Below are 13,085 nucleotides of genomic sequence, written 5' to 3'. Positions count from 1 at the left end.
ACAATGCGCGCCCGGCTGAGCGCAACCGCGCGATGCCGGCACCGGGGGTGCAGATCGACCGCTGGGCGAAGATGATAGGTCCTGAGTCGGTGCAGTACGATCTCTCGTGGCCAGCGTCGAAAGCCCTAAAGCTTCATCGCATTTGCAGAATTTCCTCGTCGGCGGTCCGATTTTGCCGTCATTGGTCTTTGCCCGGCCCTTACAATCGCCGAGATCATGCGCGGAACGCGATCAAGTCGGTGATCGTCTGCGCCGAAGGCAGCGCGCTTGGACCGCCGACGCGCTGCTGGGTGCTCGGAGGAAGGGATTGAATGACAAATGACTGACCTCGTTACCACGCGCCGCGAAGGGACTATCCTCGAACTCACGCTCGAGCGGGCCGAAGAGGGCCGGCCCCGGTGTGGGAGTCGTTTCGCTTGATGAGCGATATCCTTGAAGCGTTCCGCGGCAATGCGGGCGTAGCTGTCCTTAGGTCGCCCAACGACAATTGCTTCTGCGCCGGATGGCTCCTCGAAGTCGCGGCTGCCTCGGAGGCGCCCCGCGCCAGCGCCGTCAACGAGGACCATAGCTTCGGCAGTTTCGGAGGGGTTCGCGAACTGCGTGACCACAAGAAGCCAGTGATCGCCCGGGTCGACGGCTGTCAGTTTGGAAGCGGCCGAGGGGGCCCCGCGCCTTCACCGAAAAGCGCGATTCGGTCGGGACTGGAAGATAGTGTCCGCCAAGACGCACAAGAGGGAGAGCAATGACATATAAGGAAGTCAAATATTCCGTGGCCGAACATGTTGCCACTATTACGCTTAACCGCCCAGATCGGCTTAACGCCTGGACGCCCCAAATGCAGTCGGAAGTGCGCGCTGCAATCATGGCTGCAACTGCTGATGACAGCGCCCGGGCGATCGTGATCACGGGGGCCGGACGTGGCTTCTGCGCGGGGTATGACATGTCGCTCCTAAGCCCGCAGTCGAGCGAGGCCGACGAGGTGGATTCAGCTGGCACCTCGGACAATTTTGACCAGAAATTTTCCTATTTGCTCGCCGTGCCCAAGCCAATCTTCATGGCGATCAACGGGCCGATCGCAGGAATCGGGCTGTGCTTCAGCGTGTTCGGCGATTTCCGCTATATGGCCGATGGCGCAAAGCTCACTACCTCTTTTGCCAGGCGCGGCCTTGTCGCCGAGGTGGGTATCGCATGGATGCTGCCTCGCCTTATCGGCACGATGAACGCGCTCGACCTCCTCTGCTCAGCGCGCGTCATCGAGGCACGAGAAGCGGAGCAGCTAGGGCTAGTACGCATGCTGCCGGCAGAAAACTTTCTCCAGACGGTGCAGGGGATAGCACGAGAGATGGTAACGGCGGCCTCGCCGCGGTCCATCGCTGTGATCAAGCGGCAAATTCACCTTTCGCAATTCCAGTCCCTTGCCGAAGCCTGTTCGTTAGCCGACGAGGAGGTGCGGGCTGCCAGCACTTCGGAAGATTACAAAGAAGGAGTTGCGCATTTCGTCGAGAAACGAGCGCCAAACTTCACCGGACGCTAACGGATGGATTGATCCACCCGGACTGCTTTGCTCGTTGCTCGGCTTAATACCGCTTAGTGGAGAATCCAATGGACCTCGCATTTACAGAAGAAGAACAGGCGTTCCGCCAAGAAGTGCGTCAGTATCTGCGCGATGCCGTGCCGGTGGAGCTGCGGCGCAAATTGGCCGAAGGCCGAAATTTATCCAAAAGCGAGTTTGCCGACGTACTCAAAATTCTGAACAGGAAGGGCGTTCCGATTTGGCCTAAGAAATTTGGAGGAGCGGGGTGGACGCCCGTGCAATATCTGATCTTCGATGAAGAGGTGCGAGCATTTCCCATTCGGATTTACAACCTAGGCGTATCTCTCGTCGGTCCGGTCATTTACACCTTCGGCAATGATGCACAAAAGAAGCATTATCTGCCGCGTATCATCAACGCCGATGACTTGTGGTGCCAAGGCTTTTCCGAGCCCAGCGCGGGGTCCGACCTCGCCTCCCTCAAGACGCGGGCCGTCCGCAACGGAGACCATTATGTTGTAAATGGCCAAAAAATCTGGACGACGTGGGCACAAAGCGCCGACTGGATCATCTGCCTCGTCAGGACCAATCCTGATGTAAAGAAGCAGCAGGGTATCTCGTTTCTCCTCATCGACATGAAGACGCCTGGCGTCACCGTGCGTCCGATCCAGCTGATCAACGGCGATTACGACGAAGTGAATGAAGTGTTTTTCGACAACGTCCGTGTTCCGATTGAGAACTTGGTCGGCGAGGAGAACAAGGGTTGGGACTATGCCAAGTTTCTTCTTGGTAACGAGCGCGTCAGCGACGGCAACTTGGGTATTGCCAAGGAGCGTATCCGGCAAGCCAAGAGGCTTGCCGCGCATTCTCCCGTCGGCGAGCGACTCATCGACGATCCGACGTTTCGCGAGAAGGTCGCGGCGGTTGAAGTCCAGCTGAAGGCGCTCGAAATAACTCGGCTCCGCGCCGTGGCTAACGCATCGAAGCAGCAGGACGGTAGGCCGGCTCCTGTAAGCTCCATCCTCAAGTTGAAGTGTTCGCAGATAGAGCAGGCGGCCGCAGAGCTCTTGATGGATGTGGCGGGACCATATGCGCTGCCCGATCTCTCGAACGAGGAGATTGTCAACAGCAATGCAGCGCCAACTGCTCTCAATGGGATGGCGCAGATTGCGTACACTTACTTTTACAGCCGCGCGGCATCGATCTATTCCGGTTCCAGCGAGATTCAGAAGAACATCATAGCCAAGGCGATCCTCGGCCTTTGACGGGAGACATTCGACAATGAACTTCGAACTATCAGACGAGCAGCAGCTCACGAAAGACAGCGTCGAACGGCTGATGGCGGACGAGTACGGTTTTGAAAGCCGGCGCAACTATCAAAAGGAGAAGCGCGGCTACAGTGAGGCGATGTGGTCGCGGTATGCTGAAATGGGCCTTCTTGCGTTGCCGTTCGCCGAGGAACATGGTGGCGTGGGCGGCGGCGCAGTCGAGATGATGGTCGTGATGGAAGCGTTCGGCAAGGGGCTGATCCTAGAACCGTATTTCGCCACCGTTGTCCTGGCCGGCAGTGTTCTGCGGCATGCCGCGAACGAAGCGCAGAAAGCCGAATTGATCTCCGCGATCGCTGAAGGGCGTCAAACGTGGGCTTTCGCCTATGCGGAGCCGCAGTCACGATACGACCTTTTCGACGTCGAAACGACGGCAAAGAAGGAAGGCGGCGGTTGGATCCTGAATGGCACCAAAAGCCTGGTATTGCATGGGGACACGGTCGACAGGGTCATTGTGTCGGCACGAACCTCAGGTCACAGGCGCGAGAAAGATGGCATCGGCCTATTCGTCGTGGACGCCAGTGCGCGAGGAGTTTCGCGCCGTGGCTATCCCACACAGGACGGTTCACGCGCGGCGGAAGTCACGCTCGATAACGTGCGCGCAACCGATGTCATTGGCGATCCGACAGGTGCATACGAGATTATCTCGCGCGTCGCGGACGAAGCGATCGCCGCGCTGTGCGCAGAAGCGGTGGGCTGCTTCGACCAGATGCAGTCAATCACGCTAGACTACCTGAAGACGCGCGAGCAGTTTGGAAAAAAAATCGGCACGTTCCAAGCGCTACAGCACCGGGCGGCAGACGTATTCGTCGAACTGGAGCAGTCGCGCTCCATGGCTATGTATGCCGCGATCATGACGGGCGAAAGCGATCCGGAGCAACGTGAGCGGGCGATGTCTGCGGCGAAGGTGCAGATCGGTCGCTCGGCTCGGTTGATTGGTCAAGAGTCGGTGCAATTCCACGGCGGCATCGGCATGACCATGGAATACAGCATTGGTCATTACTTCAAGCGTGTGACCATGATCGACAGGATGCTCGGTGATGCGGCCCATCACCTTAAGCGGCTTGCCGCCCTCGAGGGGACTGACAGCGAGCAGCAGACGTGGGGCTTGATTGATGCGTAAACTGGAACAAATTCTTCGCCCTAAGTCGATCGCCGTATTTGGCGGCAGGCAAGCGGCCACAGTCATCAGGGAAACAATCAAGTTGGGCTATTCCGGCGAGATCTGGCCGGTACACCCTACCAAGAACGAAGTTGCCGGACTGAAGGCCTATCGATCGGTGGCGGACCTTCCCGGGACGCCGGACGCCGCATGGATCGGCGTGAATAGGCATATCACCGTGGAGGTGGTCAAGGCGCTGGCCGAGCGGGGCGCCGGAGGCGCCATCTGTTTTGCCTCCGGCTTTCTCGAAACCGCCTCCTTCGAAGATGTCGGCAAGCGGCTGCATGCTGAACTTCTCGCCGCCGCCGGCGAAATGCCGATCATCGGCCCCAACTGCAACGGCATAGTGAACTACGCCGATGGTGCGCTCTTCTGGCCGGATCAGGTCGGCGGCGTCAGGTTACCTGAAGGCAGCCGTGGCGTTGCCATCATCGCGCAGTCGTCCGCCGTCGTGCACGCTATAATGATGCAGAAGCGTGGCCTGCCGATCGCTTATGTGGTGACCGCCGGCAACCAGGCGCAGATCGGCCTTTCCGAAATCGCACTCGGCCTGATCGAAGACGATCGCGTGACGGCGCTCGGCCTGTACATCGAGGGCTTCGATTCCATTGCCGGCTACGAACGGCTGGCCGCGCGCGCGAGAGAGCTTAAGAAGCCGCTTATCGCTATGAAAGTAGGGCGGTCCGAGCAGGCACAGCACGCCACCATATCACATACCGCTTCACTTGCGGGCTCCGACGCCGCATCGGGCGCCTTCTTGAAGCGGCTCGGTATCGCCCGCGTCGATTCCTTCACCTCGTTTATTGAAACCCTTAAACTCCTACACATGTCTGGACCACTCCCCGGCTTTCAGCTGTCGTCGATGAGCTATTCAGGCGGCATAGCCTCGGTCGTGGCCGACGCGGCTGTGGGGCGCCGGACGCATTTCCCACGCTTGTCCGGCGAGCACCTCGCGCGGATCCAATCAGCGGTCGGGCCGTTGGTGACGGTCGCCAACCCGCTCGACTTCCAGAATTACGTCTGGGGCAACGAGCCGGCTGTGACCGAGATCTTGACGGCCATGGTGTCCGGGGGCTTCGACTTCAACACTCTTGTCCTCGACTTCCCGCAATCCCCTGAGAGCGGGCCATTAAATGACGGCTACTTAGTACTTGTACGAGCGTTCGAAGTGGCGCTCAGAATACACGGCGCGAAAGGCGCCATCGTGTCTGGCATGCCGGAGAATATGCCGGAGCAATACAGGGCAGAAATTGTCGAACGCGGGATAGTTCCCATGTTCGGTATAGCCGAAACGATAGATGCTGCCGAGGCGGCGGCCTTCATTGGCACCACTTGGCGCGAGCCTTTCTCTCAGCCTGTTGACACCGCCGCCGCGGGCGCATCACGCGGCGGACGTATCACACTCGATGAAGGCCAAGCCAAGGCAAAGCTTGTCGCGGCTGGCCTCCCAGTCCCCGAAGGCAAGCGCGCTCGCACCGTTGAGGAGGCGGTGGTTGCGGCGCAGTCACTCGGCTTTCCCGTAGCGATGAAGGCACTGGGCGTGGCGCACAAATCGGAAGTTGGCGCGGTGCGCCTAAATCTGAAGGACGCCCAAGCCGTCGAATGCGCGGCTCGGGACTTATCGCACCTTGGCAGCGAGCTGTATGTCGAGCGCATGGTGAGCGACGCAGTCGCCGAACTGATCGTCGGCTTTACGCGCGACCCCATATTCGGCGCGGTGATGACGCTGGGTGCCGGCGGAGTGTTGGTCGAACTCTTGCGCGATACGACTACGTTGCTCCTGCCCGTAACGCGCGAGGACATTGAAGCGGCAGTACTTGGGCTGAAGCTGTACCCCCTCCTTAACGGCTATCGGGGCAGGCATAAGGCGGACATTGCGGCGGCCATTGATGCCATCGCGGGCATCGCTCAGTTCGTGCAGAAGCACGCCGGCGAACTCGAGGAGCTCGACATCAACCCGCTGATCGTCTGCGCCGAGGGGCAGGGCGCTTGGATTGCCGACGCACTGCTGGTGCTTGGAAGAGAGGAACAAAAGACAAATGGCTGACGTCGTTACCACCCGCCGCGAAGGATCGGTACTCGGGAGACGTCGCGCGGCTAGCATTGCTCCGCAGGCTCGCATCCTGTCCGCCTTGCGCTGCTCGGAGGCACCAACTAGCGGTCGGATGGCTCCAGCATTGGCGCCAAAGGTCTGGCAGCAGGAAAGCCGCGCGCGGGCGGATGTTTGCGGTCAAATGCTGCGCTGGAGCCCCTACTGGGTGAAACGCGAAGCGCCACATGGCGGTACAATGGATATCATCGGCATTCACACATAAGAGATGGCGAAAGTGGACAGCGAAAATCCAAACTACGTGCACGGCCATTTAGAGCAAATTGAAAAGAGGGAAGTGATCTCCTCGCATGCTCGCGAAAAATCAGGTGGACCTAAGATAGTCACCCGCGGATACGTTGGCGCTCCGGGCCGTCAATTGCATTACCGGCGGTCTGGACAGGGGAATGCGCTTGTACTCCTCAGCGGTACCCCGCGGTCTTCCACGTATTATCTGCCACTCATGGAGCACCTCGATGATTGCGACGTTGTGGCAATCGACACACCTGGATTTGGGCTTTCCGACCCACTAAAGGGATCCTGGGGACTGCATGATCTCGCGGTTCATATTGCAGAATGTCTTCATTCACTAGGGCTTCAGAAGTACTCAGTGCTCGGGGTCCATGCTGGCAATAAGATCGGGACTGCGTTGTGTTGTGCCTTTCCTGACCGCATCCAGAAGTTCCTCTTCGCCGGCATGACGCATAGCATCATCTTAGAGAAGGACCTGCGCAACCGGTCCATGCGTGAGTCTTACGGTGATCCCGAGGCGACGAACGATCCAGATAACCCGGTGCCTAGCGATGAGCGGCTGCCTGCAAGATGGACTCATGTACAGAAAAACCTTAATGCTCTCTGGGGCAGCTACGATCCGACTAGACCGGATTCTATTGCCGCGAGGTCTGCTGTTCGCCATAAGGTCCTAGATGAGGTGGCGGGTTTTGAAATTTACGATGACATGTACGCCGCACTCTTCTCGTTCGACCTAGAGTCGGCACTACGAAAGCTTCAGGTACCAACGGCCATTATTGAAATGATTTCTTCTGAAGAGGATCATCTTCCTCGGCAGGGGTCCCTGATAGAGGCCGCGGTGCCTAACGCTCGTAGTATGCCGATTCGGGGTGACTATGAACTCTTGAACACCCGAGTGTCTGAATTTGCTGGAGTAGTGAAGGAGGCGCTGAAGGCGAAGATCTGAGCCCACGGACGTCCTGATCTGGAATGTCTGCCGATCACTGGGTGACGTTTCATTTGTTTCTAAAGCCTCCTCGACGAACCTGACCTCCGCGTCGCCATCTCCGGTCATCCCGCGACAATTACTTCTGCACCGGGATCGGACTTCAAGGCAGCGGCTGCGTCGGAGGCGCACCGCGCTAGGGTCCGGATGATCCACGAAGTGATCGCGGCGGCCAGAAGAATTGCACGCAGGAAGATGGGCGCGCCTTTCGTATCTGGTTGCGATCCGGCGGAAGTCCTTGAGACGGCAGAACATCCGCCCGATGACGTTCGGCCTTTGTAAGCGGCCTTATCGTACCGATGTGGATGCTTGCGGGTCGGATTTGGCGGGATCACGGCCTTGATGCGGCGTACGGCCAATTCGTCGCGCTGGCTCCTGGCGTCGTAGGCTCGATCAGCCAACAGACGGCGCGGCGTGCGAACCATCGCGATCAGACCGCGTGCGCCTACGCACACCGCGCTGGTCGCCCGCCCGATCGCGGCAGTGTCTTGGCGGATGCGCGCGATTGTCCAGCCGGTGTAGCGCCGATGGCTTGAGGCCATGTGCTCCGGCACCGTGATGTGTTTGTGATTGCCACTCATGCGCTGATGCGCGGCGATCCGCTCGCCCTTGTGGAAGATCTCTACGGTGCGGGCGGTGAACCGCACCTCGACCTCGGTACGCGCGAAGCGATGCGGGACGGTGTATATGCTTCTCCACCTCGACGTGGCAATCGAGGCTGACGCGGCGGATCTGCCACTCGGCGAGCACGTCGGGGCTCGTCGGCAACGGCTTGAACGCCGGCCGGTCGATCTCCTCGAGCAGCTGGCGGCGCGTCAGGCCGAGCCGCCGGATCGGCCGCTCCTCGTTGAGCCTGGCGAGCAACTCGCCAATTGCCGCATTGACGTCGGCGAGGCTGTAGAAGATGGGATGCGCGGAGGCGACCGACGAGCCAGCGCTCGACGATGAGGACTGCTTGCTCGACCTTCGCCTTGTCCCGCGGCTTGCGCGGTCGCGCCGGCAAGACGGCCGTGCCGTAATGCGCCGCCGTCTCCACATAAGTGCGATTGATCTGCGGGTCATAGAGGCTCGCCTTGATGACTGCGACTTTGCTGTTGTCAGGCACCAAGAGCGCCGGCACGCCGTCGATCACCCCCCAAGGTGCCGACGTGGGCGCCGATCCAATCGGCAAGCCCCTGCGTCCACCTCGCCTGCGCATAGGTGAAGTTCGACGCTCCAAGCACGGCAACGAAACCTGCGCCGTCCTCCGCTCGTCGGTGAGGCGGTCGACCACCGCCGGCGCGCCGTCGCCCGCGCTGTTTGTCGCCGGCAGCGTGGGACTGGCGCATCGTCACCGACAGGCGCCTCTCCCAGGCGGTAGGCTCACAAAAGCGCGAGTACCGGTATCCGTCGGGCTCGACGGCAATGTACTCCTCCCACAGGATCGACAGCGTCACGTGCTTGCGCTTGAGCTCGCGGTGCACCGTCGCCCGGTCGGGCTCGGCGATGCGGCGGTGACCCTGCCGGTTGCCGTTGCCGGTCTTGGCGAGCAGGCGGGCCTCCAGGGCCGCGTCCGTGAGTTCGTCGGGCAACGGCCAGCTCAGGCCTGCGGCCTCGAACCGCCGGATGATCAACCGCACTGTCGAGGGCGCCGCGCCCATCCGCCGCGCAATCTCGCGGCTCGGCAGCCCAGCCGCCTTCATCCTGATCACATCGCACACACGGCGCATCGCAAGCCTCTCCGTCGGCATCCAAGGCCCCACTTAGCAAAAGCCGAAAGGTTTGACCCTATGGGAGCCAGAAGAGGCTCGTCACCTTGGCAACATCATCTCGGAATGGTGGTCATCAACTCGGAGCGGGTGGGCGACTTCAAGTCGGAATGGTGGTCATCAACTCGGAGCGGGTGGGCGACTTCAAGTCGGAATGGTGGGCGAGATCATCTCGGAATGCTGGGCGACATCGAGCGGCATCCGCAGGCTCCTTCTCGCGCCGACACGGCACAGGGGCTTCACAAGCGATTTAGAATGAACTGAGTGCCATCGTAAGAGCTTCGCGATAGTGATGCCGATTTCTCGCGTTATATGCCAAGTACGGACGAGAAAAAGTGCAAAGGCGCGGCTTCGCGGACGCCAGCATTGCTTTGGCAAACTTCGTCTGAAGCTTCACTTGGGATGGCGAAGACCGGCGTTTACACGATCCGGCGCGAATACGTTAGGATGTCGGGCATTCGTTGAAGACTTCTCTGCACGGCAGAAAAGCTGCAGCGCTGAAGAAGTTAATGCACAATTACTGCCAGATAATGCGAAAATCAGCCATTCTCTTAGAGCGGCGTCGGTCCTAAATTAAGCTCGGTTAGTTTCGAAATGTTCGTGCCTGTTCCGTATAGGTTCGGGCAGCAGGAACGCCGACTGCTTCGTGTGGAGAATCTAGTGTGCACGATTGCCGACACTCAGCGGCCGATTGAAATTCTCGATGAGTTGCTGGCCGGGCGGTTTTCCTGCCGTGCGTTTCTGCCGCGGCCTGTTTCCCGCGATCTAATAGATCAAATTCTTGCCGTCGCTCAGAGGACGGCGTCAGGATATAACACACAGCCCTGGCAGGTTGAGGTTACTTCGGGAGAGGCCACGCAGCGGTTCAGAAACACAATGTATGCCGCGGCTTCAAGTGGGAGAGCCGAAGTCCAGGATATCCCGTTTGCCCAAGAGTTTCCGGGCGTTTATCTGCAGCGAAGACGTGAGTGTGGCTATCAGCTCTACAACGCCATTGGCATTCAACGGGATGACACCGCGGCACGATGGAAACAGGCGCTTGAAAATTTCAACTTCTTCGGCGCACCTCATACCGCAATTGTTCATTATGAGGAGGCGCTCGGTGCATATGCCGTTCTAGACTGCGGCGCTTATGTGAACAGCTTTATGCTGGCGGCGCAAGCGGTCGGGGTCGCAACAATTCCGCAGGCTGCATTTGCAATGTACAGTGATGTCGTGCGCGAACATTTCAGTCTCAACGAAAATCGGCGGATTGTCTGCGGGATTTCTTTCGGGTACGCGGACGGCGCCCATAAGGCTAATAGCTATCGAACCACGCGCGTTGCGATCGATGACGCTGCGAGATTCCATGATTAATGCTGCCATACTTGGCGAGAGATATCCGTACTGGCGCTGTCGATGTGTCGGAGAAGGCATGATCTACTCATCGTCGCTGCAGTCGCAGATCACTACGCGCTTGCGCCTGCAACTGACATCCAGTTGCCTGCTGATCTCGAAAAGAAGTTGTTAGCCCCAAAATAGAACTTCCGTTGACTGGAGAAAGGTTGCGGCCAACGTCCTGGCATTGTTTTTTCAGTTAAACAATTCAGTTGACTCGCCGAGCGCAAAGGCGGCGCGACTGCTGATGTAACAGAGTGAATCCGGGGAGGAGCACTCCCCCGGAATCAATGCGGCTGAGCGCGACCGGCGGCGAGCAGCTTGAGGCCTCGCGGCTGACTGATCGAGCAGATGCTCCGCCCGAGGGGACCGAACGCGCCGCGCACTCCGTGAGCGCAGTTTCAGCGCAGTATTTCGGCTGACGAGAGCGCCACATTAAAGAAAGTCTGCCCTGACGGCCGATAATATTTCCTTGAAAAAACAGATCTTCGTCGAGGGGCTCCGTTCTCCTTGCCCCTCGAAGCGACGATCTGCCGGATTTTCGAGGGACCAAGGAAAAGACAATGACGAAATCTGACCGACAGATCACGCAATGGGTCGAAGAGACGCCGTTCGTGGACACCCACGAGCATCTAATCGAGGAAAGCCAGCGCGTCTCCGGCGTGATTGATCCGTTGCTGCCTTGCGACGACTGGACCTATTTATTAAGCTACTACGTTGCCAACGATCTGGGGGTTGCGGGGATGCCGGCCGCCGACCTGCAAAGGCTCTTCGAGCCGGATCTTTCGAGCGAGGCAAAATACCAGTTGCTCGCACCCTACTGGGACCGCATCCGCCACACCGGCTATGCTCAGGCGGTGCGACATACGCTTCGCGGCCTGTACAGTGAGGACGATCTGACTGCCGAGAGCCTGCCACGCATCGCCGAAAAATACCGCGAGACCGTGCGGCCCGGCTTCTACGCAAATATCCTGCGTCTTGCGAACATCGAGAGCTGTCACGTCAATTCTTTGCAGCGGATCTTCCTGGAGACCGAGCAGCCGGCGCTACTCGCGCAGGATCTCAGTATCCTCGAATTTTGCCGGTGCAGCATTGCTGACCTTGCCCGCGTGGAGGGCGAAACAGGCAAGCAGCCGACGACACTTGATGAATGGCTCGATATCATAGACTTCTATTTCGCCACGTATGGTCCCAGAGCCGTGGCGGTGAAATGCCAGATTGCCTATTCGCGCCCGCTTGATTTCGCGCCGGTCGCCAAGGCGCATGCGTCGCGGCTATTTCTGCACCATGTCGGTAAAGTGCGGCACGGCCTAGGTTCTGAGGATCTCAAGGGGCTGCAGGATTTTTTATTTCGCTACTGTGTCGGCAAGGCTGGTGAGTGCGGCCTGCCGGTCAAGCTGCACACCGGCTATCTGGGTGGTCGCGGCTTAATGCAACTCGCCCGCGTTCGCGACAACGCCGCCGATCTCTGTCGTCTCCTGCAGGATTTCCCTGAGACTCGCTTCGTCATGATGCATATCGGCTACCCATACGAGCAGGAGTTTATCGCGCTGGCAAAACACTATCCGAACGCGGCGATCGACATGTGCTGGGCGTGGATTATCAACCCAGCCGCGAGCATCCGCTTCCTGAAGGAGTTTCTGCTGGCGGTTCCGACCAACAAGATCTTCACCTTCGGCGGCGATTATGCCGCTGTCGAGCCAATCTATGGCCATGCCTGCATTGCCCGCCGTGGAATCGCGCAGGTACTCTCGCAACTAGTCGCCGATGGCTGGATCGCCCGCGAGGAAGCCCCCAACCTCATTGAGCGGATCATGTATCGCAACGCACTTCATTTCTTTCCAAACCGGCGGCGATAGCAAGCGGCGCATCGATAAATGAATGCGAGATCATCGGGACCAGCGCGCTTCAGTGGAGCGTGGGCGTTGAGCGCCGGAGTAGCGAGGGTTTGCGACTCACATCGACGGTTTACTGTCCGCTGCAAGTATCCGTACGCACGTTCTATAGCCTCGAAATGAGCGGGTCGCCGATTTCTGCGATTTCGACCGCCCGCTCCTCCATCAAGAAAAACTTCGTGATCCGGTAGTCGACAGCGCCGCAGTAACGAGAGGCCTACCTAGGCATGAACAACGCCTTGTGAAGTTTTCCGACATCCGGAAGAAGCTCGGATGGCTCCTCGTGCCTTACAGGCTTAGTCCACACGTTCTGTCCCCATCGGCGCAGGATTTCGGCCATCGAAAATGCCCGCCGCGTGCACGATCTCCATGGCGTCGCTGTCGGCGGCCACCACCGCCGGTGAGTTGGCGCCCACCCACTCGGCCACAGGTGTAGCTCAGTCCGTGCTGATATCCCATGAACCGGATGCGGGTCTGGTCCCGGATGAAGTACCGGATTGCCGATGTGCCCGCCGGCTCGATGCTAACGCGTTTCTTCTCGGCGCTGGCATTCAAGTCGTCGATCGTGATCGCATACTGAGCCGTCAGGCGGTGTACCCCCTCAACCGAGCGATGTCGAGCAGCACGCCGCGAGACAATCCCGTGCGTGGCCGGATGATTGATCCCCACCTTCGGCGCGTCCGTATCGATCGGGTACTCGCGCGCATTACGTTATAGA

Annotated in this window: 9 protein-coding genes and 1 pseudogene; 9 read left to right on the top strand and 1 reads right to left on the bottom strand. The window is 59.3% G+C overall.

Annotated elements, in window-relative coordinates:
• Positions 1 to 419 precede the first annotated feature (419 nt).
• The 6 genes from P6U29_RS34230 (at position 420) to P6U29_RS34205 (ending at position 7,308) form a co-directional block, all read left to right on the top strand.
• Entirely contained in the window at positions 420 to 746 is a 327-nt protein-coding gene (locus tag P6U29_RS34230; protein WP_407114645.1) for an enoyl-CoA hydratase-related protein, read from the top strand.
• Positions 743 to 1,534: an enoyl-CoA hydratase-related protein gene (locus P6U29_RS34225; RefSeq protein ID WP_407114644.1), complete on the top strand. Its 792-nt coding sequence runs from the start codon at positions 743 to 745 to the stop codon at positions 1,532 to 1,534. The genes P6U29_RS34230 and P6U29_RS34225 overlap by 4 nt, the downstream gene beginning before the upstream one ends.
• 68 nt (positions 1,535 to 1,602) lie before the next feature.
• Positions 1,603 to 2,796: an acyl-CoA dehydrogenase family protein gene (locus P6U29_RS34220; RefSeq protein ID WP_407114643.1), complete on the top strand. Its 1,194-nt coding sequence runs from the start codon at positions 1,603 to 1,605 to the stop codon at positions 2,794 to 2,796.
• 16 nt (positions 2,797 to 2,812) lie between these two features.
• Positions 2,813 to 3,982, top strand: coding sequence for an acyl-CoA dehydrogenase family protein (locus P6U29_RS34215; protein ID WP_407114642.1), 1,170 nt, complete (start codon positions 2,813 to 2,815; stop codon positions 3,980 to 3,982).
• Positions 3,975 to 6,068 carry an acetate--CoA ligase family protein gene (locus tag P6U29_RS34210; RefSeq protein WP_407119491.1) on the top strand — a complete coding sequence of 698 codons (2,094 nt, stop codon included), beginning with the start codon at positions 3,975 to 3,977 and terminating at the stop codon, positions 6,066 to 6,068. Before P6U29_RS34215 ends, P6U29_RS34210 begins: the two co-directional genes overlap by 8 nt.
• A gap of 280 nt (positions 6,069 to 6,348) precedes the next feature.
• Positions 6,349 to 7,308: an alpha/beta fold hydrolase gene (locus P6U29_RS34205; RefSeq protein ID WP_407114641.1), complete on the top strand. Its 960-nt coding sequence runs from the start codon at positions 6,349 to 6,351 to the stop codon at positions 7,306 to 7,308.
• A gap of 380 nt (positions 7,309 to 7,688) precedes the next feature.
• Here P6U29_RS34205 and istA read toward each other — a convergent pair.
• Positions 7,689 to 9,056, bottom strand: a pseudogene (gene istA, locus P6U29_RS34200) (IS21 family transposase); the annotation flags it as partial.
• A gap of 699 nt (positions 9,057 to 9,755) precedes the next feature.
• Between istA and P6U29_RS34195 the strand changes: the two are divergent.
• From P6U29_RS34195 to P6U29_RS34185, 3 genes are all read left to right on the top strand, one after another.
• Positions 9,756 to 10,451 (top strand): nitroreductase, encoded by a 696-nt coding sequence (locus P6U29_RS34195; RefSeq protein ID WP_407114640.1) that lies wholly within the window; start codon positions 9,756 to 9,758, stop codon positions 10,449 to 10,451.
• Positions 10,452 to 11,035: 584 nt separating this feature from the next.
• Positions 11,036 to 12,331, top strand: coding sequence for an amidohydrolase family protein (locus tag P6U29_RS34190; RefSeq protein ID WP_407114639.1), 1,296 nt, complete (start codon positions 11,036 to 11,038; stop codon positions 12,329 to 12,331).
• A 493-nt stretch (positions 12,332 to 12,824) separates the two neighbouring features.
• Positions 12,825 to 12,947, top strand: a complete 123-nt coding sequence (locus tag P6U29_RS34185) for a hypothetical protein (protein WP_407114638.1) — start codon at positions 12,825 to 12,827, stop codon at positions 12,945 to 12,947.
• The last annotated feature ends 138 nt before the right edge of the window (positions 12,948 to 13,085 follow it).

Source organism: Bradyrhizobium sp. LMG 9283 (genome assembly GCF_045571415.1).
Classification (GTDB): Bacteria; Pseudomonadota; Alphaproteobacteria; order Rhizobiales; family Xanthobacteraceae; genus Bradyrhizobium.
Note: the sequence above shows the minus strand (reverse complement) of the source record. Positions and strands in the feature narration are given on the sequence as shown.

Coding starts and splice junctions, on each gene's coding strand:
- P6U29_RS34185 (WP_407114638.1), top strand. CDS start 12,825: ATGAACCGGATGCGGGTCTGGTCCCGGATGAAGTACCGGATTGCCGAT.
- P6U29_RS34220 (WP_407114643.1), top strand. CDS start 1,603: ATGGACCTCGCATTTACAGAAGAAGAACAGGCGTTCCGCCAAGAAGTG.
- P6U29_RS34215 (WP_407114642.1), top strand. CDS start 2,813: ATGAACTTCGAACTATCAGACGAGCAGCAGCTCACGAAAGACAGCGTC.
- P6U29_RS34210 (WP_407119491.1), top strand. CDS start 3,975: ATGCGTAAACTGGAACAAATTCTTCGCCCTAAGTCGATCGCCGTATTT.
- P6U29_RS34225 (WP_407114644.1), top strand. CDS start 743: ATGACATATAAGGAAGTCAAATATTCCGTGGCCGAACATGTTGCCACT.
- P6U29_RS34190 (WP_407114639.1), top strand. CDS start 11,036: ATGACGAAATCTGACCGACAGATCACGCAATGGGTCGAAGAGACGCCG.
- P6U29_RS34230 (WP_407114645.1), top strand. CDS start 420: ATGAGCGATATCCTTGAAGCGTTCCGCGGCAATGCGGGCGTAGCTGTC.